The 21,702-nt window shown below is 59.7% G+C and carries 20 protein-coding genes; 12 read left to right on the forward strand and 8 right to left on the reverse strand.

Features of this window, described 5'->3' with window-relative positions; genetic code table 11:
* Positions 1–7: 7 nt before the first annotated feature.
* The 7 genes from RYB66_RS12970 to RYB66_RS13000 form a co-directional block, all read right to left on the reverse strand.
* The gene (locus tag RYB66_RS12970; RefSeq protein ID WP_004658699.1) at positions 8–1,024 is read right to left on the reverse strand and encodes a ketoacyl-ACP synthase III; all 1,017 of its coding nucleotides are present in this window, start codon (positions 1,022–1,024) and stop codon (positions 8–10) included.
* Between the two features lie 5 nt (positions 1,025–1,029).
* The gene (vioB, locus tag RYB66_RS12975) at positions 1,030–1,671 is read right to left on the reverse strand and encodes a dTDP-4-amino-4,6-dideoxy-D-glucose acetyltransferase VioB (protein WP_002554333.1); all 642 of its coding nucleotides are present in this window, start codon (positions 1,669–1,671) and stop codon (positions 1,030–1,032) included.
* Entirely contained in the window at positions 1,668–2,429 is a 762-nt protein-coding gene (locus RYB66_RS12980) for an SDR family NAD(P)-dependent oxidoreductase (protein ID WP_054995771.1), read from the reverse strand. Before RYB66_RS12980 ends, vioB begins: the two co-directional genes overlap by 4 nt.
* A 52-nt stretch (positions 2,430–2,481) precedes the next feature.
* Complete coding sequence (locus RYB66_RS12985; protein WP_005780394.1) at positions 2,482–2,691, reverse strand: hypothetical protein; 210 nt, start codon at positions 2,689–2,691, stop codon at positions 2,482–2,484.
* A gap of 275 nt (positions 2,692–2,966) precedes the next feature.
* Positions 2,967–3,662, reverse strand: coding sequence for a sensor histidine kinase (locus RYB66_RS12990; RefSeq protein ID WP_316894550.1), 696 nt, complete (start codon positions 3,660–3,662; stop codon positions 2,967–2,969).
* Positions 3,659–5,260: a tetratricopeptide repeat-containing response regulator gene (locus tag RYB66_RS12995; RefSeq protein WP_005744549.1), complete on the reverse strand. Its 1,602-nt coding sequence runs from the start codon at positions 5,258–5,260 to the stop codon at positions 3,659–3,661. Before RYB66_RS12995 ends, RYB66_RS12990 begins: the two co-directional genes overlap by 4 nt.
* A 367-nt stretch (positions 5,261–5,627) precedes the next feature.
* A complete protein-coding gene (locus RYB66_RS13000; RefSeq protein WP_002554338.1) occupies positions 5,628–6,302 on the reverse strand; it encodes a TIGR04211 family SH3 domain-containing protein in 675 nt (224 codons plus the stop codon).
* Between the two features lie 451 nt (positions 6,303–6,753).
* Between RYB66_RS13000 and ppnN the strand changes: the two genes are divergently transcribed.
* Positions 6,754–8,127, forward strand: a complete 1,374-nt coding sequence (gene ppnN, locus RYB66_RS13005; protein ID WP_002554339.1) for a nucleotide 5'-monophosphate nucleosidase PpnN — start codon at positions 6,754–6,756, stop codon at positions 8,125–8,127.
* Between the two features lie 51 nt (positions 8,128–8,178).
* Here the strand turns inward: ppnN and RYB66_RS13010 are convergent, their stop codons facing one another.
* Positions 8,179–9,048: a helix-turn-helix domain-containing protein gene (locus RYB66_RS13010; RefSeq protein ID WP_005731535.1), complete on the reverse strand. Its 870-nt coding sequence runs from the start codon at positions 9,046–9,048 to the stop codon at positions 8,179–8,181.
* 152 nt (positions 9,049–9,200) lie between these two features.
* Between RYB66_RS13010 and pobA the strand changes: the two genes are divergently transcribed.
* The 11 genes from pobA to RYB66_RS13065 all read left to right on the forward strand — a co-directional run.
* Entirely contained in the window at positions 9,201–10,385 is a 1,185-nt protein-coding gene (gene pobA, locus RYB66_RS13015; protein WP_316894553.1) for a 4-hydroxybenzoate 3-monooxygenase, read from the forward strand.
* A gap of 296 nt (positions 10,386–10,681) precedes the next feature.
* A complete protein-coding gene (locus RYB66_RS13020; RefSeq protein ID WP_316894555.1) occupies positions 10,682–12,007 on the forward strand; it encodes an MFS transporter in 1,326 nt (441 codons plus the stop codon).
* Between the two features lie 170 nt (positions 12,008–12,177).
* Entirely contained in the window at positions 12,178–13,056 is an 879-nt protein-coding gene (dapA, locus tag RYB66_RS13025) for a 4-hydroxy-tetrahydrodipicolinate synthase (protein WP_316894557.1), read from the forward strand.
* Between the two features lie 10 nt (positions 13,057–13,066).
* Entirely contained in the window at positions 13,067–14,236 is a 1,170-nt protein-coding gene (locus tag RYB66_RS13030; RefSeq protein ID WP_044317776.1) for an iron-containing alcohol dehydrogenase, read from the forward strand.
* Positions 14,233–15,492, forward strand: coding sequence for a four-carbon acid sugar kinase family protein (locus tag RYB66_RS13035; protein ID WP_316894559.1), 1,260 nt, complete (start codon positions 14,233–14,235; stop codon positions 15,490–15,492). The genes RYB66_RS13030 and RYB66_RS13035 overlap by 4 nt, the downstream gene beginning before the upstream one ends.
* Positions 15,485–16,519 carry a 4-hydroxythreonine-4-phosphate dehydrogenase PdxA gene (gene pdxA, locus RYB66_RS13040; protein WP_005731526.1) on the forward strand — a complete coding sequence of 345 codons (1,035 nt, stop codon included), beginning with the start codon at positions 15,485–15,487 and terminating at the stop codon, positions 16,517–16,519. Before RYB66_RS13035 ends, pdxA begins: the two co-directional genes overlap by 8 nt.
* Before the next feature lie 78 nt (positions 16,520–16,597).
* Positions 16,598–18,013 (forward strand): sodium:solute symporter family protein, encoded by a 1,416-nt coding sequence (locus RYB66_RS13045; protein ID WP_005744538.1) that lies wholly within the window; start codon positions 16,598–16,600, stop codon positions 18,011–18,013.
* Positions 18,000–19,124 (forward strand): sialidase family protein, encoded by a 1,125-nt coding sequence (locus RYB66_RS13050; protein WP_005731524.1) that lies wholly within the window; start codon positions 18,000–18,002, stop codon positions 19,122–19,124. The genes RYB66_RS13045 and RYB66_RS13050 overlap by 14 nt, the downstream gene beginning before the upstream one ends.
* A gap of 54 nt (positions 19,125–19,178) precedes the next feature.
* The gene (locus RYB66_RS13055) at positions 19,179–19,865 is read left to right on the forward strand and encodes an SDR family NAD(P)-dependent oxidoreductase (RefSeq protein ID WP_005780377.1); all 687 of its coding nucleotides are present in this window, start codon (positions 19,179–19,181) and stop codon (positions 19,863–19,865) included.
* Between the two features lie 39 nt (positions 19,866–19,904).
* On the forward strand, positions 19,905–20,675 hold the full coding sequence (locus tag RYB66_RS13060; protein ID WP_316894562.1) for a DeoR/GlpR family DNA-binding transcription regulator: 771 nt from the start codon (positions 19,905–19,907) through the stop codon (positions 20,673–20,675).
* A 293-nt stretch (positions 20,676–20,968) separates the two neighbouring features.
* The coding region (locus RYB66_RS13065) for a toxin VasX (RefSeq protein ID WP_316894565.1) at positions 20,969–21,702 on the forward strand (734 nt) is incomplete at its 3' end.

Below are 21,702 nucleotides of genomic sequence, written 5' to 3' on the forward strand. Positions count from 1 at the left end.
ATGATGTTTACCAGCGTATGACGCACGCCCCCCACGAATAGCCCACCCCGAACCCGACCGCAGCAACCCGGTCGCCCGGTTTCAGCGTACCGCGGTTCAAGGATTCCTTCAGCGCAATGGGAATGGTGCACGACACCGTATTGCCACAGTGCTGGAAGGCAGAAACGAACTTCTCGACCGGCAACTTCAAACGCCGACGCAGGGCATCCAGCATGAAGTGGTTGGCCTGATGAAACACGAACAGATCGACATCGGCCACACCCAGTTCGTCATCGAACAACGATGCGAACAACTGCGGTACGCGGGTCATGGAAAACTCGAAAATCGCCGGGCCATTCATGTACAGGTGTGCATCGGTACGCACACTGCCACCGTCATCCTGATACTCGGCAGGCTGAAGGTTTTCCGCCGAGGGTCTTCGCGCACCGCCAATCGGGACCATCAGGTTTTCCGCCCCGGAGCCGTCACTGCCATAACGAAAACGTTCCAGGAAAGGCCCGCCCTCAGTCGCGCTGAGCAGGGTCACAGCCGCGGCGTCACCGAACAGGGTACGAACACTCTTGTCCTGCGGATGAATGTAGCGACTGTAGGTTTCCGCCGTCACCAGCAATACGTTCCGGCATTGCCCTGACTCGATCAACCCTTTGGCGATGCCAAGCCCGTAAATGTAGCCTGAACAGCCCTGATTGAAATCGAAGGCGGCGCAGTGGGTGGGAAGTTGCAAGCGGTGCTGCAGAATGCAGGCGGTGGCGGGCAATACATAATCCGGGCTTTGCGTGCAGTAAATCAATGCGTCTACTTCGCTGCGCTGAATATCTCCGTTGAGAAACAACTTCTCGCAGGCGCGGTACGCAAGGTCGGACGCAGTTTCGTCCTTGTCGATGATGCGCCGCTCGCCAATACCGGTCTTCGAGAAGATTTTCTCGACATCCCATTCGGGAAATTCGCGCGCCAGTGTTTCATTGTCCAGCGAATGAGCAGGCAGTTCATATTCTATGTTCACGATCCTGGCATGAGCGCCCATGAGCGTTACCCCGATATGCGTGTGGCAGGTACACCGAATACTGTAGTGCCAGCGGCGACATTGCGTATTGCAACGCTACCCGCTCCGACCACAGCCTGTTTGCCGATCCTTACCTTTGGCAGGACGCTGGCATGCGTCCCCATGAAAACACCCTCCTCCAGCACGACACCGCCAGTGATATCGCAATGCCCGCTCAAGGTGGAGAAGTCGCCGATGTCTGCGTCATGCCCCACCAGACAGCCAATATTGAGGGTTACAAATGCGCCGATACGAAGATCGACCGTGAGCACCGTTGAAGGACAGATCACCGCACCCTGGCCAATGGAAACATTTTCGCCAATGATGACCGAGGGGTGAATGAGGGTGAAAAATTGCGCGCCCCTGGCAAGGAGTTTTTCCACGACCAGGCGCTTGCCGCTCGGGTCGCCAATCGCGCAGACCAGATACTCTTCGGGCTTTGGCTGGTAGCCGTCCACCGTCGAAACGACAGGCGGATAATGGTCGAAGCGCTCGGTCGAGCCCGGGCCGTCATTGATGAATCCGGCGATGAGCCATCCCGGATTGTTCTCCACCCAATCCGTCAGCCAAGCGTGCACTTCACGGCCGAAAGCGCCGGCACCTACGATGAGCAATCTATTGGCATTCATTGCGCCAGGTATCCTCCATCCACAACCATCGCTGTTCCGGTCACCCAGCGAGCCGCCGGAGACAACAGGTAATTGACCGCATAGGCTATGTCCAGCGGCTCACCAAACCCCAGCGGGTGCTTCTGCTCAACCACGGCCATGGAATCGATACCGACCAGTTCTTCAAGCTTGCGGGTCATTTCGGTTCGCACTATGCCCGGCGCAATGGCATTGACCCTTATTCCGTCTCTGGCCAGTTCAAGTGCCGCAGCGCGGACCATCGATTCCACTGCGCCTTTACTGGCGCAGTAGGCCATCAGGGAAGGCTGGGCGGCCTGAGCCATCACCGATGAAAGCAGAACAATACTAGCCCCTTGAACGAAGACGCCTTTCTGCCTGAATGACTTTATCAGCGAAAAGCCAGAGGTCACGTTGGTGGCAAATACCGTTTCCCATTGCTCGATTGCCAAGGCTCGAATCGGCAGCGGCATCTGTACACCGGCAGCATGCACCAGCCCGTCGAAAGGCCCGTAGGTGCTGGCCAGGGTTTTCATCCAGGCCGGGACTGCATGCCCGTCAAGCAAGTCAAAAGGCTCGACCCCGTGACTCTCACCGTGAAGCTGGCGCCTTGTTGCTTCAAGCCGTTCGGTGTTCCTGGCAACCAGTACCACCCGGGCGCCCTGCTGGCTCAGCCATATCGCAACCTGGCTGCCGATGCCGGAAGAGGCACCTGTGACCATGATCAATTTGCCGCTTAATGAAAACGGATTACTCACCACCCAACGTTCCTCTTCAGGGCTGACCGGCACCGCCTGGAAAACCCCTGATCGCTTATGACTCTGTAACGAGACCGATGACGTCATCCACACTCTTGCAAGCGTTGAGACGGTTGGCCGACAGGTTCTTATCCAGCCGTTCATTCGCAAGCGACATGAAGGTCAGGACCGCAATGGAGTCCCAATCCAGACTTTGTTCTTTGCTCAAGGTGCCTTCGCCTGCTTCCATCGCTTCTTCGATCAGCTTAAGTACTTTGTCTTCCATATCGATGCTCCCGGACAGCCTGCTATTGGATTAAAACGCGCGCCGACCAAAGCCTGCGCCTGACAGGACGTTAGCAATAATCGAACCAAGCCATTGAGCACACGGGGAAGCCCCTGTTACCGGGCTGGACAGGGGCAAAAGGCAGGCATTGAGGACACGAAAGTCAAAAACATGACAGGCTTATCGACAACGGGATAACGCAAGTGCGCGGCACCGCGTCAATATAATGCTGGTGCGCGGCTGTCTCATATTTCGCAGCAATTGCAGTTCGGGTTTCAGGGCAGATAAATGCTGAACATTGCCCCGCCCAGCACGCCGCCGTTGGCGATTTCGATTCGCCCGCGCATGCCGTTGCGCACATGCAGCCGGGCAATGTGCGCAGCAAAGTACAAGCCCAGGCCGGTACTGCCACTGCCCTGATTGATGCCCTGCACGTATTCGGTTTGACGTTCGATCAGATACGCCGGGTAACCGGGACCGTCGTCATTGAGGGTGATCTTCAACTGACCGCCTTCTTCACCGATGCTGATCACGATCTGCTCGCGGGCAAAACCGATTGCATTGACGATGATATTGCCGACCACCGAGCCCACCAGTTCACGGTCAAAAAAGCCCAAGGGGCTCATGTCATCGATTTCATAGCGCGCGGCGATACCGCGGCTGGCCAGCACGTCCTGATGGTGCGCCAGCTGCGCTTCGATGAAATCGTCCAGTTCGTGGTAATCCGGACGCAACGGCAGTTGATTGACACCGAGTTTGTATAGGCCCAGCAGTTGCACGAGCATGCCGTTGAGGTTGGCGAACTCATAGTCGATGACCCCATGTTCCGGCATGTCACGCTGCTGACCGGAAAGCTTCGCCAGCCACTCGCTGTGCGCCTGTGTCAGGGTCGCCAGCGAGTTTTTCATGTCGTGCACGGTGGAGGCGATCACCATGGAAAAGTCGAGGCCCTGCTCTGTCTCTTCACTCATGCGCCAAACGCCCTCTCCCTGAGTTTCTGGTAACGCTCATAACGCGGATCGCTTTCCGGAATCTTGCCCAGCACGGTCAGGCTGGCACGGCATTCGTCAATGCCGGCCTGCCCGAGGTTCTGCCCCGGATGAAGCAGCGACTGAACCATGTTCAGCACAATACTGATGTTCTTCGGCTGCAAGCCCAGCGCGCTGCGGAAAAACGCCTGCGCCTCGGTAAGGTTGCCGGCCTTGTAACTGCGCACGCCTTGCAGGTTGAAATCGATTGCAGCCTTGCTGGCGCCCAGAATCGCGGGATCGTCGGTCATGCTGGCGACGCTTTTCATCACCGCCGGATCATCGCCATAGGCTTCAGCACAGCTCTTCAGAACACTGGCGCCCGCTTCTTCCTGCCCCAGCTTCTTGAGCTGCGCAGCCACCATCAGGGCGGCATCGGCGCTGAGCACCTGCTCCATGCCATCGAGCCTGGCCATCGCCTGTTCGGTGAGCTTGGCTGCGGTTTCCGGGTCCGAGTGCTGCAGGCTGGCAGCCTTCATCAGACGGGTGCGCACTTGCAGACCTTCGTCGTCGGTATGTTCCTTGGCAACGTCGACAAGGGCGTTGTTGATCTCGACACGCGTGCGCGCATCCAACCCCTGCTCGCCGCCCTTGCTGATCAGAGCATGTGCCAGACCCAGGTTGGTTTCCGGGTCCTTGAAGCGCGAATGCTGGCCTTGGGAAACCGCCTGGCGATAGGCTTTGGAGGCACTTTCAAAATCCTCGTTGCCCAGCGCCAGCTTGCCCAGCAGCTTCTGTCGACGGACTGCCAGAGGCGACAGGCGCACAGCGCTTTCCAGCACCGTTTGCGCCCGCTTGGCATCGCCAAGCGCCACCAGCACATCAGCCAGGCCGTCGAACAGCGCCGGCATGGCCGGAAACGCCTTGATTGCCTGTTCGTAGACGGCCTGCGCTTCGGCAGTCTTGCCGCGTTTCAGCAGCAGACTGCCCAACGCGCCGTAGGCCCACGGCGTGGCACGATCAGCCAGAATGGTCTTGAGAAAAGCTTCCAGTGGCTCGTTCTGCTTCAAATCACGCAAGGCATCCGCCTTGTAGCGCAAGCACAACGGCGCATAACGCGGGTCCTGCTCGATCAGCTTGTTGCACGCGGCCAGTACCTCGGCCGGTTTGCGCCGGTCGAGGGCCTGCAGAATCGGCTTGAGCAAGGTCTTGCGCTGCACCAGCTTTTCCAGGCGCTGGGCCAGCCCGGCACGGTTGAACGGCTTGGTCAGGTAACCGTCCGGCTCCCACTCAAGCGCACTCATGACCATCGCCTGACTGTTTTCGGCGGTGACCATAATGAACACGCTTTCGTAGCTCAGCAGCCGCTCGACCATCAAGTCTTCCAGCACCTGCTGGCCATTCTTGCGGCCATCACCCAGATTGAAGTCATGCAATACGAAGTCATAACGCTTTTGCGAGCACATGCGCAGCGCCTGCTCGCCGGTGTCGGCGGTATCCACTTCCTTGACGCCCAGTTCACGCAGCATCGACCGCACTGAACTGCGAAAGTCAGAGAAGTCATCAACGATAAGAAAGCTTTTTTGGTTGTACGCCAGCATCCGGATTCCTGCACAGGAGAGGGTGAAAATATGAGACCCACGGCCTGAAAACCACTCAGACCCGACTCGGCAGCCCATTTTTCAGGACGCACATAATAACTGATGGCAACATGCTATAACACAGTTCGCCGTTACCGCCGTCCCCACAACAAGCCACGCGGTTCAGGGCAACACTCAGTTTTTCGACCATACGGGCAGAAACTGTAGAACGAACATCAACTTCGCGCATTGTCCGGGCGGCAGGCATGCAGACATTTTGCGAGCTGGATCGTAATTGCAGGAGCAGGAAGGGAGTTTTAGCGGAGGCTCATCACCTTTCGTTCATGCCAGCGCGCGGCGCCAGCATGAACAGGTGTTTCGGGCAGGTTTACACCCAGCCATCGTTCTTCTTGCGACCCTTGGTCAACGCCGGAAGGATCAGGCCCACCAGCAGGCCTGCACCGGCAATGCTGCCGCCATAGACCATGTAGCGCATCATCACCTGCTTGTTCTCGTCGCCGAGCCGCGCCTGAGTGGCACGCAATTCGGCCTGAGAATCAGCCAGTTGATCGTTAAGGGTCTTGGTGCGGGCTTCCAGTTCGTCGACCAGTTTCTTGCGCGCATCAAGAGTCTCTTGCATGCCTTGCACACGGGTCTTCCAGGTATTGTCGATGCCTGCCAGTTGATCGGTCAGTTCGCTGACCTGCTGGGTCAGTTGCGGCACACGCTCGGCCTGACCAGGCACCTCCTGCAGGTCAGTGCTGGGGATCCACACCGTGGAACCGCCTTCGCCGCGCACCTGGCTGAACTTGCCCGAAGAGCTGAGCAGCTCGACCTTCTGCCCGGATTTCAGCGTCCCCACAATCCGATGATCATCGGTTGGTCCGCTGCGTACGTAGGTGGTGAGGCTGTCGCTGACCCAGCGATCGCTGCCTGCGGCCTGCGCGTTGCCAGGAACGACAACGGTCAATGCAGCGCCAAACAGGCCTGCGCCGAGCAAGCGACGCGAAACAGCGAACAGGCCAGGGGCTCGGGAAAGAAGTGCGGAGAAATGACGAGACATGGCGATAATTATCTTTATCTGAAATGAAAATAAAGCCTCGTTTAACGGGCCGGCTAAGGATGGGAGCGGCAGGCGATCAAAGGTTTTGCAACTCCTGCCCGGACGGAATGTCTGCCTATCAGGCGCGCTTAAAAGCACCTGATGATCCCTTTCGTGCAGGCCGTCCAGAAAGTCCATCAGCTAACAGACTCCGTTAACGGGGTCAGGTTCACTATTGCCCGTTGTACGCGTCAAAATTCAGCCGCACGGTCATGCCGGGCAAGTGCCTGCTTTCAAAAGAATTCGCTTGCCGATTCAATCCTGCGATGGCGCACAAAGGCTCAAACAGGGGACGTCTGCGGTCCGGCGTTTGCTTTCCCGGCCAAGTGCTGTAGAAAAGGCTCCACAGGGGTGAATGTTCTCAATGTTCACCATCCTGATGCTCGACTGCATCGCTCTAATGGAAAATAGAATGATCCCAAGACAAGTGATTAACGCCACCGTAAGCCCGAAAGGCAGCCTTGAAACCCTGTCCCAGCGTGAAGTGCAACAACTCAGCGCGGCCGGTTCAGGCAGCACCTACACCCTGTTTCGCCAGTGCGCCCTGGCCATTCTCAATACTGGCGCCCACGTCGATAACGCCAAGACCATTCTTGAGGCGTACGAAAGCTTTGAAGTACGAATTCATCAGCAGGATCGCGGTGTGCGCCTGGAGCTGCTCAACGCTCCGGCCGATGCGTTTGTCGATGGTGAAATGATCGCCAGCACCCGCGAGATGCTGTTCAGCGCCCTGCGTGACATCGTTTACACCGAAAGCGAACTGGACAGCCAGCGCATCGACCTGAGCAATTCTCAGGGCATCACCGATTACGTGTTCCACCTGCTGCGCAATGCCCGCACGCTACGCGCTGGCGTAGAGCCGAAGATGGTGGTGTGCTGGGGTGGTCACTCGATCAACACTGAAGAATACAAATACACCAAGAAAGTCGGCCATGAACTGGGCCTGCGCAGCCTGGATATCTGCACCGGCTGCGGCCCTGGCGTAATGAAAGGCCCGATGAAGGGCGCGACTATTGCCCACGCCAAGCAACGCATTGTCGGCGGTCGCTACCTGGGCCTGACCGAGCCGGGCATCATTGCGGCCGAAGCACCCAACCCGATCGTCAACGAGCTGGTGATCCTGCCGGACATCGAAAAACGTCTCGAAGCCTTCGTGCGCGTTGGCCACGGCATCATCATCTTCCCCGGTGGCGCAGGCACGGCTGAAGAATTCCTCTATCTGCTTGGCATTCTGATGCACCCGGACAACAAGGACGTACCGTTCCCGGTAATCCTGACCGGTCCGAAAAATACCGAGCCGTACCTGCAACAGTTGCACGCGTTCGTCGGTGCCACGCTGGGTGAAGAAGCGCAGCGTCATTACCAGATCATCATCGACAACCCGGCAGACGTCGCCCGGCAGATGACTCAGGGCCTGAAAGAAGTGAAGCAGTTCCGCCGCGAGCGGAATGACGCATTTCACTTCAACTGGCTGCTGAAGATCGAGGAAAGCTTCCAGCACCCTTTCGACCCGACTCACGAGAACATGTCGAAACTGCAACTGAACCACGACGTGCCCACTCACGAGCTGGCCGCCAACCTGCGCCGGGCGTTTTCCGGGATTGTGGCGGGCAACGTCAAGGACAAGGGCATTCGCCTGATCGAAGAGCACGGTCCTTATCAGATTCAAGGCGATCCTTCGATCATGGGGCCGCTGGACAAGCTGCTGCAGGCGTTTGTCGATCAGCACCGGATGAAGTTGCCCGGTGGCGCGGCCTACGTGCCGTGTTATCAGGTCGTGGCCTGATCTCACGGCAATAACCGGCAGGCAAACGGGGCGCCCTTGAGCGCCCCGTTTCTATTTCTGCTGACGAAACGCTTTGGGCGACTGCCCGGTGGCGCGTTTGAAGAAGCGCGAAAAATAAGCGGGTTCGGAAAACCCGAGGCTGTCGGACACCTGATTGATGGTCATGGTGGTGTAGATCAGGTTGCGCCTGGCCTCCAGCAACAGCCGCTGGCTGATGATCTGCAAGGCCGACTGGTTGCACAGGCGCCGACACAGCGAATTCAAATGCGCGGCGCTGATGCCCATGGCCTGCGCATGCTGGTGAATGGACCAGTGCTCGCGAAAACTCGCCTCCAACTGATGCATGAACACCTGCAAATGCTCACGGCCGCGGTCCATGGCGTGAATTTCTTCGCCAGCATGCTCGCTGCTGCGCCGACTGAGCCAGACCACCAGCACGTTGATCAATGAATGCAGCATCAGATCGCGACCAGCCCTGGGCTGCCGGTACTCGCGGGCGATGGCGCTGAACAGCGTATCAACGTAATGGCTGTCCGCCCCTAGCTCGTAACACCGTGTCGTGCGCATTGCCGAGCTGTCGAGTGCCGTCTCAAGCTGCTCCACCAAGGGTTTGGCCAGACTGAGAATGTGCCCCTGAATATCTTCGGCAAACCTGAAGGTGTGCACGCTTAACGCCGGAACCACCTGCAGCGAAGGTGTCTCGACCTCGGTGACCACATCCTCGACCTTGAGCATCGCCCTGCCGGACTGCACATACAGCAACTGCACCAGATCTCCATGGCGATGCGGCTTGATCTCCCATTCGTGCATCTTGCTGCGCTCGGGGATCGACTCGCAATGGATCAGGTCCGGGGTCGGCCAGGCCGCGGTTTCCCCGTAAAGCTTGAACACCGGTATCGTTGCAGTGGCAGGTCTGGCCATGTGTTCTTCTCCCGTCCTGACCCTCGAAAAGTCCAGATAATGCGTCGAATATTGCCTTCTTATCTCGATGGCATCCATTAAAAATGCAGGAGACAAAAACAATCATATCCCGCTGATGACACTTGGCAGGGATCAAAAACAGGACCATCGCCATGAAAACCCAGGTTGCCATTATCGGTTCAGGCCCTTCAGGGCTGCTGCTGGGCCAACTGCTGCAGCGTGTCGGCATCGACAACGTGATTGTCGAGCGCAAGGACCCCGATTACATCCTCTCGCGCATCCGCGCCGGCGTGCTTGAGCAAGGCATGACCGACCTGTTGCGTGAAGCAGGCGTCAGCGAACGAATGGACGCCGAGGGCTTGATTCATGACGGTTTCGAGCTGGCCTTCGACGGGCGCTGTGAGCGCATCGACCTGAAAACCCTGACCGGTGGCAGAACCGTGATGGTTTACGGCCAGACTGAAGTCACCCGCGACTTGATGGCCGCGCGCGCAGCAGCAGGTGCGATGACTGTCTATGACGCGTCTGACGTGAACATACACGATCCAAAAACCGACAGTCCCTATGTGACGTTCGTGAAAGACGGCGAAACCGTGCGCCTGGACTGCGACTACATTGCCGGCTGCGACGGTTTCCATGGTGTATCGCGGCAATCGATTCCTTCTGAAACGCTGAAAATCTTCGAGCGCGTTTACCCGTTTGGCTGGCTCGGCGTGCTGGCCGACACGCCGCCGGTCAATGAGGAGTTGGTCTACGCCAATCACCCGCGTGGCTTTGCCCTATGCAGCATGCGCTCGGCCATCCGTACCCGCTATTACGTGCAGGTCAGTGCCGAAGAGAAGGTCGAAGACTGGTCGGATGATCGCTTCTGGACCGAACTCAAAGCCCGTCTGCCCGAGCATCTGGCAGACCGCCTGGTGACCGGTCCGTCCATCGAGAAAAGCATCGCGCCGCTGCGCAGCTTCGTGGTGGAGCCCATGCAGTATGGCCGTCTGTTCCTGCTCGGCGATGCTGCGCACATTGTCCCGCCTACCGGCGCCAAGGGACTGAACCTGGCGGCCAGCGATGTCAGCACGCTGTACCGGATTCTGCTCAAGGTTTACCGCGAGGGCCGCACCGACCTGCTGGAAAAGTATTCGCAAATCTGCCTGCGCCGCGTGTGGAAGGCCGAGCGTTTTTCCTGGTGGATGACCTCGGTGCTGCACAACTTCCCCGATACCGATGCGTTCAGCCAGCGCATCCAGCAAACCGAACTGGACTACTACGTCGGCTCGCAAGCCGGGCGCAGGACCATTGCAGAAAATTATGTGGGTTTGCCGTATGAGGCGATTGAGTAGCGTATTTCACCTATTGCGTATGAGGACGCAGAGCGTCCTGAAAAGCATGCCGACGCCGAGCGTCGCACGATAGCGGTAGTGAGCTCTGCGTCCGGTCTTGAGCAGTTTCGCCAAGAGGATGCGCAGCCACCTGATGCAGGCCTGCGCAGAGCCCTGCGTTGTGCAATCACACAACGCACGCCCTCCACAGCCGTGCAAAACCCCAAAGCGTTTTCATGGGCACCACCCTATGATCGGCAGTGCACCTGACAGCTCCATAGCTGCATAAAAACAACAAGCACAGAGGAACACACGCCATGACCGCTACCTCGACCCACGAGGCGGGCGACGCTGACCGCAATCATGTCTACCGTCGTATCACCCTGCGCCTTATCCCGTTTATCTTCATCTGCTACCTGTTCAATTACCTGGACCGCGTGAATGTCGGCTTCGCCAAGCTGCAGATGCTCGACGCCCTGAGTTTCAGCGAGACTGTCTATGGCCTCGGTGCCGGTATCTTCTTCATTGGCTACGTGCTGTGCGGCTTGCCCAGCAATCTGGCGCTGAACCGCTTCGGGCCGCGCCGCTGGATCGGCCTGATGATGATTACCTGGGGCATCTTCTCGACCTGCCTGCTGTTCGTCACCACGCCGGTCGAGTTCTACGTACTGCGCTTTCTGACCGGCATGGCAGAAGCCGGTTTCTTCCCCGGCATTGTGCTGTACCTCTCGCGCTGGTACCCAAACCAGAGGCGTGGGCGGATCATGGCACTGTTCATGTCGGCCATTCCGGTCTCCGGGCTGTTGGGCGGTCCGTTTTCCGGCTGGATCCTCAACCACTTCGCCGCGGGTCAGGGCGGCATGGCGGGCTGGCAGTGGATGTTCCTGATTCAAGGCCTGCCGACCGTGGCGCTCGGTGTGCTGGCGTTCGTTCTGCTGTGTGACAAGGTCGAGGACGCACGCTGGCTGACGCCCGAACAGCGTCAGCGGGTCAAGACCGATATCACCAACGATGAACTGAGCCGTCCGGTGCAGGGTAAAAGCTCGGTGGCTTCGGTACTGAGCATGCCGTTCATATGGATTCTGGGCTTTATCTATTTCTGCATTCAGAGCGGCGTCTACGCAATCAACTTCTGGCTGCCGTCAATCATCAAGAATCTCGGTTTCAGCGATGCCTTGGTGATCGGCTGGATCAGCGCCGTGCCTTACCTGATGGCAGGCGTGTTCATGCTGCTGGTCGGCCGCTCCGCCGACCTGCGCAATGAGCGTCGTTGGCATTTGGTGGTGCCGATGCTGATGGGCGCCACGGGCCTGATCATCGCCGCCAACTTCGCGACAGTGCCCATCATCGCCATTCTCGGCCTGACCATCGCGACCATGGGTGCCCTCACCAGCCTGCCAATGTTCTGGCCCTTGCCAACCGCACTGCTCAGCGCCAGCGTTGCAGCGGGCGGGCTGGCGCTGATCAACTCGATCGGCCAGATGGCAGGTTTCCTCAGCCCGTATCTGGTGGGCTGGATCAAGGACCAGACCGGCTCGACCACTCTGGCGCTGTACTCGCTGGCCGCGCTGACCATCGTCGGCAGCCTGGTGGCCTTTCGAGTCAGTCGTCAATCGACAGGCAAGGTTGCGGCGACCGCCTGAACTTAACTACACCGTTCTCTTGAGCCAGGCCATGTGCCTGGCTTTTTGATTGAACCTGTCACTTTCAGGCAGAAACCCTACCAAAACATGAAAAAAACGATCAAAACGCTTGCCAGAAATGATTGATTCAATCATTATCGTTTTACTAAAAATAAAACGAGAACCTGGCCATGCAATTTCGCGGCATCATTCCAGCTCTGGTCACACCCTTCACTGCTGATCAGCAACTCGACGAGCAGGCCCTGCGTAATCTGATCGAAAACCTCCTGAATGCAGGCGTTCACGGGCTTTTCGTACTGGGCACCAATGGCGAATTCTTTACCCTTTCCGAATCGGAAAAACTCAAAATCGCTCGAATCACTGTCGAAGCCGCGGCAGGACGTGTGCCGGTTGTGGTCGGTACCGGCGCGTTCGCTACGCATGAAGTGATTGAAATGAACAAAAAGATGATTGATGTGGGCGCAGATGCCCTGTCGATCATCACGCCGTACTTCAACGCCATCAGCCAGTCCGAGCTGATCAAGCACTACACCGCCGTCGCCGACGCTTCCGAGCTGCCGCTGATGATGTACAACATCCCGGCCAAGACCGGCATGTCGATCGGCATCGGTGCCGTGGCAACCCTCAGCCAGCATCCGCAGATCAAGGGCATCAAGGACAGCGCCGGCAATTTCGACGCACTGGTGCAGATGATGCAGTACCGCAGCGACGACTTTGCGGTGTTCGCCGGAACCGACTCGCTGATCTACTGGAACCTGCTGGCTGGCGGTGACGGCGCTATTGCTGCAACCGCCAACGCCGTGCCGGAGGTGGTCATGTCGATCTGGAACAACTTCCAGTCAGGCAACCATGAAGCGGCCCGTGCCGCGCAGGAGGCCCTGCGCCCGCTGCGCGATGCCTTCGCGCTGGGCACCATGCCGGTGGTGCTGAAAACCGCAACGCGACTGCTCAATGTCCCGGTCGGCCCGTGCCGTGCGCCCGTGCAGCCGCTCGATGCCGCCGCACTGGAAAAACTCCAGAAGCTGCTGGCCGTCTACCGCCAAGCCTGAGGTAATCGCGATGTCTGCTACCTACCACTTCCAGACTGTGAAACATGTGCTCCACGGCCCCGGCAGCCTCGACCTGCTGAGCGAAAAACTGCCGCTGCTCGATGTGCCGGTCAAAAGCGTAATTCTGGTTACTCAGAACGCCATGCATAACCTGGGGGTTACCCAGCGCGTCACCGAGCAACTCAGTGCGCAGAATATCCGTGTGCACATGCTTGATAACGTCGAAATAGAACCGACGCTGGAAAATATCGAGCGGGTATTCCGCGAAGATGTCGCGCCGCACGCCCCGGACGCCCTGATCGCGATTGGCGGGGGCAGCGTGCTGGATGCCGCCAAGCTGTTCGCCGTCATGCTGACCAACGACACACCGCTCAGAGACCTGCTGGGCATCGACAAGGTGACTCACCCCGGCAAGCCTATGGTGCTGGTCCCGACCACGTCCGGTACGGGGTCGGAAGTGACGCCCAATGCCATCGTCACTCTGCCCGATGAAGAACTGAAGATAGGCGTCGTCAGCCGTCATCTGCTGCCGACGCTGGTCATTCTCGACCCGCTGCTGACCCTCAGCCTGCCGCGCCCGATCACCGCCGCGACCGGGATGGATGCCTTCACCCACTCGCTGGAGTCCTTCATCTCCACCAAGGCCAACCCGATCAGCGATGCGTTTGCGCTGGAGTCGATGCGCCTGATTGCAGGCAGCATTGTCGAAGCCTGGCAACAACCGGAATCGGTTCGCGCACGTGGCGACATGCTGCTGGGCTCGATGTATGGGGGCCTGGCGCTGACCGCCGCCGGAACCGCAGCGGTGCATGCACTGGCTTACCCGCTGGGTGGCAAGTTTCACGTCACCCACGGCGTGGCCAATGCCATGCTGTTGCCCCACGTGATGGCTTTCAACCTGGACAGCTGCGCCGAACGCCTCAAGCGTGCGGCACTGGTCTGCGGCGTGGCGCAGCAGGACGACAGTAACGAGACCGCTGCCCACAAGCTGATCGGACAGATTCGCCAATGGACCCAGGTGCTGAACATCCCACAGAACCTGCGTGAATTCGGGGTTGCCGAAGAGCATCTGGCGGACATGGCGGTAGCGGCTTCCAAGGTCACACGCCTGATGACCAACAACCCCAAAGTCCTCAGCCTGGATGACATCCAGCAACTGTATCGGTGCCTGCTGCCATGAGCCGCGCCGAATTTCCGGGCCTGCTGATCATTGCTGACGACCTGTCGGGGGCAGCCGATTGCGCAGCGGACTTTGCTTCACGGATCGACACTCATGTGGTCCTGACCGGCAATGCCAAAGACTTGTCGGGGGTGATCGCCATTGATGCCGACTCACGTCGCCTTGACCCGCAACAGGCCGCCGAACAGAACCGCGCAGCCCTGCAACAGCAGTCCCGAATCGGTATGGCGCTGTACAAGAAAATCGACTCCACACTGCGCGGCAACGTCGCCAGTGAGGTCGATGCCTTGCAAGGCCTGCGCGGCATGGCGCTGGTCGCTCCGGCGTTCCCGGCCATGAAACGCACGACCGTTCAGGGTGTGCAATTGATTGACGGTGTGCCGGTCGATCAGAGCGATGTCTGGCGCAACGAGAACCTGCACGGCACCGGCAACCTGCTGGATCTGTTTGTCGCGCAGGGCCTGCGTACCCAGTGGCTCGGCCTGGACACCCTACGTGATTCTTCACGGCTCAAAACCACTTTGCGCAACGCACTTGAACAGGGTGTGCAGGTGCTGGTCTGCGATGCAGAACTGGACAGTGACCTGCTGCAACTGGCCCAGGCATCGGTGGCCTGGCATGACGAACTGTTCTGGGTCGGCTCGGCCGGGCTGGCTCGCCATCTACCGCACGCCTTCGAGCTGGCCGAAGCCTTGCCGATCAAGGTCGAGCCACGTTCACCGGTGCTGACCGTGGTGGGCAGCATGTCCCGGCATTCCCAGACCCAGGCCGACCGGCTCGCACAGGCCAGCAAGCCACTGTGCCTGACACTGCAACCGGCAACGTTACTCAATGAAGATGCGCACGCCGAGCGCGCCGCAGCGTACCTGCAACTCCAACAACACCTGGCTGCCGGGCGAGATGTGTTGGTACGCCTCGATCAACAACAACGCGACCCGGCGCAGGCGGCCACATTGAGCAACGCGCTGGCGCAGTGGCTGGCCCCCGCCCTGCCCCATGCCGGCTCAGTGGTAGCCACCGGTGGCGAAACCGCCAGGGCGATCCTGATTGCTGCAGGTATCAAACGCTTGACGCTGTTTGGCGAACTGGCCACCGGCGTGGTTCTGGCCGAGGCCCGACTGGGCAAGCACACGTTCAATGTCGTGACCAAAGCCGGGGGGTTCGGCAACCCCGACACCTTGCTCACCGCCTGGCAAATGTTCCACGCACCGGCTGCGACCGGCACCCCTTTCAACGAGGAAGCTTCCTATGTCTGAGCGTCTGTCTGAACGTCCCGTCATTGGTATCACCATGGGCGACGCCGCCGGTGTGGGACCGGAAATCATCATGAAAATGCTCACCCACGCCTCGGTGTACGCCACCTGCCGTCCGCTGGTGATCGGCGATGCCCAACGCCTGGAAGATGCCAACCGCATCGTCGGCAGCCAGTTGCGCGTCAACAGCATCGCCAGCCCTGCAGAAGCCCGTTTCACCCAGGGCACGGTGGACTGCATCGATCTGGGCCTGATACCCGCTGACCTGCCCTACGGCAAACTGTCAGCGGTGGCCGGCAATGCAGCCTTCCGCTACATCGAGCGCACCGTGCAACTGACTCAGGCCGGAGAGCTGGACGCCATATGCACCGCCCCCCTGAACAAGGAAGCGCTGCACGCAGGGGGGCATATCTTCCCCGGCCACACCGAAATGCTCGCGCACCTGCTGGGCATCGAAGAAGTCTCGATGATGTTGATGACCCCGACCTTGCGCGTCATTCACGTCACGACGCACATCGGCATCATCGACGCCATTGCGCGGATCGAGCCGGGGCTGGTCAAGCGCACCATTGAGCGTGCCCGGGAAACACTGATTCGCGCCGGTATCGAAAATCCGTTGATCGCGGTGTGCGGCATCAACCCGCATGCCGGGGAAAACGGCCTGTTCGGTTATGGCGAGGAAGCCACAAAGATTCAGCCCGCAATTGATGAACTGCACGCCCGCGGCTGGCGCGTGGAAGGCCCGCTGCCCGCCGACACGCTGTTTTTCCGGGCCGGACGCGGCGACTTCGATGCGGTGGTTGCGATGTACCACGACCAGGGCCACGGCCCGGTCAAGGTCATGGGCCTGGAAGCCGGCGTCAACGTAACCATCGGCCTGCCGGTCATTCGTACCTCGGTGGACCACGGCACCGCTTTCGACATTGCCGGCAAAGGCATTGCCGACGAACGCAGCCTTATCGAAGCGATGCGTCAGGCCGTGGAACTGGCAACCCGTAAACGCGACACCCGCAATTCCATCGCCGTCTGAGGTCGTTACCGGTACTGACCCAACGATCCCCAGCGGCACCCCATAACGCGCCAGAACAACAACAATGGAGCGAGACTGATGGATACCTTCAACGCGCAAGACACCTCGATCATCATCGGCATGGTGGTCGTCTATATCGTCATAACCACCTGGATGAGCATGCGCCTGCGCAGCAAGACCAGCGAGCAATACATGGTCGCCTCGCGCACCATGCCCGCCTTCGTCGTCGGCGTGCTGATGATGTCCGAGTTCATCGGTGCCAAGTCTACGGTCGGTACGGCACAGGCCGCTTTCGAGAGTGGTTTCGCCGCCTCCTGGTCGGTGATCGCCGCGGCCATCGGCTTCCCGCTGTTCGGCCTGTTGATGGCGCGCAAACTGTACAGCTCCGGTGAGTTCACCATTTCCGGCTTCATCGCCAAAAAGTACGGCACCTCCACCAAGCTCGCGGTCTCGATCATCATGATCTACGCGCTGTTGCTGGTGAACGTCGGCAACTACGTCAGCGGCGCGGCAGCCATTGCCACGGTCCTGAAGATCAACCTGACCACCGCGGCGTTCATCACGGCGATCATCAGCACGCTGTACTACGTGTTTGGCGGTCTGAAAAGCGTGGCCTACATGAGCATCCTGCACACCGGGGTGAAATACATTGGTGTATTGATCGTACTGGGCGTGGCGTTGAAAATGACCGGTGGCTTCAGCCCTGTGGTGCAGAACATGCCCGAGCATTACTTCACGTGGGACGGGGCCATCGGCGGCTCGAAAATCATGGCCTGGATCATCGGCACGGTCGGCGCGATTTTCTCCACGCAGTTCATCATTCAGGCCATCTCCTCGACCCAGAATCAGAACGCGGCACGCCGCTCGACCTTCTACGCCTCGCTGCTGTGCATCCCGATTGCCCTGGCGCTTGGCTTCATCGGTGTCGCCTCCAAATACCTGCACCCGGAAATGAGCAGCCTGTACGCCCTGCCGATCTTCCTGCAATCGATGAGCCCGGTATTGGCAGGCGTGGTGACCATCTCGCTGGTTGCCTCGATTTTCGTCAGCGTCAGCACCGTGGCGCTGGCCATCGCCTCGCTGGTGGTCCGTGACTTCTACGTACCGTGGCGCAAACCGTCGGTGGATCAGGAGTTCAAGACCACGCGCCTGATTGCACTGGTGATCGGTTTCGTGCCGCTGTTCTTCGTATTCTTCGTGCCCGAGATCCTTAACCTGTCGTTCTTTACCCGTGCCCTGCGCCTTTCGATTGCCGTGGTCGCCATGATCGCGATCTACCTGCCGTTCTTCGGTTCGGGCCGAGGCGCTACCCTGGGGTTGATCGCTTCAGCCATCACCACCAGCGTCTGGTATCTGCTGGACAACCCCTACGGCATCGACAACATGTATATCGCGCTGGTGACACCGGCTATCGTCATTGCCATCGAGCGCCTGCTGCCGCAGTCCGCGTCGTCCAAACCTGCTCAAACCGAGGTTCCTCATGCCAACCGCTGATACCCGCCAGGACGCATTCCTGCCAACGCCTTACGCGCAGAACCATGCCGCGAACCTGCACGAGCTGGCCGACGGCACGCTGCTGTGTACCTGGTTCGCCGGTACTCAGGAGGGCATGGCCGACATCTTCGTGCTGCTGTCGCGCCGCGACCCGGCCACCGGCGTCTGGAGCGAGCCGCAGAAAATGTCCGAAGATTCGTCCCGCTCGGAACAGAACCCGATTCTGTTCCAGGCACCCGGTGGCCCGTTGTGGCTGATCTGGACAGCACAGATTTCCGGCAATCAGGAGACCGCCATCATCCGCCGTCGTCTGTCACTGGATAACGGCCAAAGCTGGGGGCCGATTGATACCCTGTTCGACGAGCCCGGCACCTTTGTGCGCCAGCCGCCAGTGGTGCTGGATAACGGCGACTGGTTGCTACCGGTCTGGTACTGCATCACCGGGCCCGGCGAAAAGTGGGTCGGCAACCATGATGTCAGCGCGGTGATGATCTCCACCGATCAAGGCCACAGCTGGACGCGCCACGATGTGCCGGACAGCACTGGCAGCGTGCACATGAATGTTCATCAATTGCCGGATGGCAGCCTGCTCGGCCTGTTCCGCAGCCGCTGGGCGGACTTCATCTACAGCAGCCGCTCAACCGACCGTGGCCGCTCCTGGAGCGCCCCGACGCCGACCGAACTGCCTAACAACAACTCGTCGATCCAGTTCGTGAAGCTGGCGACCGACGAACTGGCCCTGGTCTACAACCCGGTCAGTGCCGAAGGCCACGCCCAGCGCCGGGCCTCGCTGTACGACGAAATCGAGGATGAGGGCGACGACCGCGTCACACCGGGCGCACGTCAGGACGGCAAGGCAGCGGTGTGGGGCATCCCCCGCGCACCGATGAGCCTGGCGATCTCCCGCGACGGCGGGCACAGCTGGCCGACCCGGCTGGACCTGGAGCTGGGTGACGGCTTCTGCCTGACCAACAACTCGCAGGAAAAGCTCAATCGTGAGTTCTCCTACCCCAGCATCATTCAGGCCGCCGATGGCAGCCTGCACGTCGCGTTCACCTACTTCCGGCAGAAGATCAAGCATGTCCACCTGCCGCTGAACGCGATCCGCTGACCCACCCGCGTCGATTGGCCTGTTGCTGATCGACGCCTTTGCGGAACCCATGTCATGCCCGAACCGATTCAGTCCGTACTCGTCACCGGTGCCAGCTCCGGCATCGGCAAAGCCATTGTCACGCGCCTGCTGGAACAGGGCCTGCAGGTCACCGGTCTGAGCCGTCGTGCGCCGGACCTGCAACACCCGAACTTCACCTGGCGCGAGTGCGACCTCAATGACTTCGCCGCGCTGGACAAGGCGCTGCAACAGACGCCGCACATCGATGCGCTGATCCATGCGGCAGGCTTCATGCGCACCGCGCCGTTGGGCGAGCTGAACGATGCCGATGGCCAGGCCATGTGGCATCTGCATGTCGCCGCTGCCAGTCACATGGTCAACGCGCTGTACCCGCGGCTGCGCGCCGGTTCGCGGATTCTGATGATCGGCAGCCGGACCATGCAGGGTGCCGCCGGACGCAGTCAGTACGCTGCCAGCAAAGCGGCGCTGCAAGGCATGGTTCGTTCCTGGGCCATCGAACTGGCGCCACGCGGCATCACCGTCAACCTGATCGCCCCCGGTGCCACCGAAACGCCCATGTTGCAGGCCCCCGGACGCAGTGGCACGCCACCGCGAAAACCGCCCATCGGCCGTTTTGTGCAACCGGATGAAATCGCCGGTCTGGCGGCGTTTCTGCTTGGCCCCGACGCGGGTGCAATTACCGGGCAAAGCCTTGTGGTGTGCGGCGGTGCGTCGTTGTAAGGTTGCATCCCGTTTCCAGGCTTTAACACAAGGGCTGTAATGAAAGTCGCCAACCGTCGTCAAGCGATACTCGAACTGGTTCTTTCCGGCAAATCCAACGTGGACGAGCTGTGCGCCCAACTCGGCGTCTCGGAAGCCACTGTACGCCGCGACCTCACAGCCCTGGCCGAAGACGGCTTGATCCTGCGCACCTATGGCGGCGCGGCGCATGTCGGCCAGCGCGAACCGGAAGCCTCGCTGGAAGAGCGCAGCCGCCAGCACAGCCAGGAAAAAATGGACATCGCCCGTGCCGCGTTGACGCATATCAACGATCACGACACACTGTTTCTTGAAGGCGGCACTAGCACCAGCGCGCTGGCGCACATTCTCAACCAGCGACGCGGGCTTCATGTAATCACCAACAACCTGTTGGCACTCAGCGATCTGGCGTTGATACCCGATGGGCGCATTACCGTGCTGGGCGGCACACTGCGGGCATCGAGCATGTCGACTTATGGCGTGGCGGCGCAGGCAGCGCTGGAGCACCTGAGCGCCGACAAACTGTTCATCAGTGCCGACGGCGTGGTGGCTGAACTGGGCCTGTGCGAGGCCAGCGCCGAGCAGGCGTACCTCAAGGAAAACATGCTGGCGCGGGCTGCACAGGTTTTCGTACTGGCCGACGTTACCAAGCTGGGCCGCGCGCGTCAGCAGCACTGGACACCGTTGCGCCAGCCCTGGACGCTGATCACCAACCCGGTGGATGACGAGTCACTGCTCACCCCTTTCAAGGCGCGCAAAAGCATTCAGGTGGAAATTGCCCTGCCCGGCTGACTTCACGCTCCTGGCATAAAACAGTGATGTGCAAATTCTTGCGCATCACATTAACGCTGAAACTGGTCACGCCCCATACACAAAGCCCTCCAGCACCTAAACGAGCTTGCGCATACATGCGCAAAAGCCTGCGCACTATTTCGCGTTTTTTGTCTGGCCATTGAGCTTTTTTTAAACCTTTAAACGCTATCTATTTGTTTTAAATAGATAAAAAAATTTTCGGCATGCATCTTGGAATGTACTTCTGCATACAGCGGGCGAAATTGCCCGTTTCTGCGCAGAGAGTTTCCCACATGACCGATAAGCACGGCACGCACCAGCAACGACGCGCCGCACTGTTCCCCAAGACTCCGGCGACGGCCACCAGCCTTTGTCCTTTCAGAGGACCGAACGTCGCCATCGTGCCGGTGCGCTACGCACTGGATCGCTCCCGCTACGACGCCGCGCCCGAGAAGCTGAAACCATTGCCGAAACAGGGCAAATGGACGCTGATGCCGACACTGAAAACACGCAGCTACACTTTGCGCCAGCTGTACGACGGCTACCTCTATGTGTTCGACGAAACAGCCGGGACGCTGCATGAATATGTCGCCTCAGCAAACAACGGCCATCTGAGCCGCATTGTCTGGACGGACGCGCAGATCGGCAGTGACCAGCGAAGCGGCGCCAGTGATGGCAAGCCCTTCCTGCTCTACCCGCGACGTCACCAATTGCACATCGCCTTTGCCCCGCAGCAATGGACATGGCGAGTTTGTGCGCATATGCGCTCCAGCGCCCCAAGCCGTGCGCTGTGGATGAAAGCGCTGGATCTGGCCAGCTACTGCATCACCATGGCCGAACCGGACACTCTGCCGGTGAACCGTATCGCCGAGGCGGTGGCGGACATCGACAAGGGCCATGTTGCCGACGACGGCCGTTTCGCTGACTCGGCAATCCCCACTGCTCGCCCGCTGTCGGAAGACGCCGAAACACATCCGTTATGGGCACCGCTGGGTGCTGACGTTTTCTGGCAAGGCAGCGTCGACGA

It is taken from the genome of Pseudomonas syringae group sp. 243L2 (assembly GCF_032587875.1).
GTDB classification, from domain to species: Bacteria; Pseudomonadota; Gammaproteobacteria; order Pseudomonadales; family Pseudomonadaceae; genus Aquipseudomonas; species Aquipseudomonas amygdali.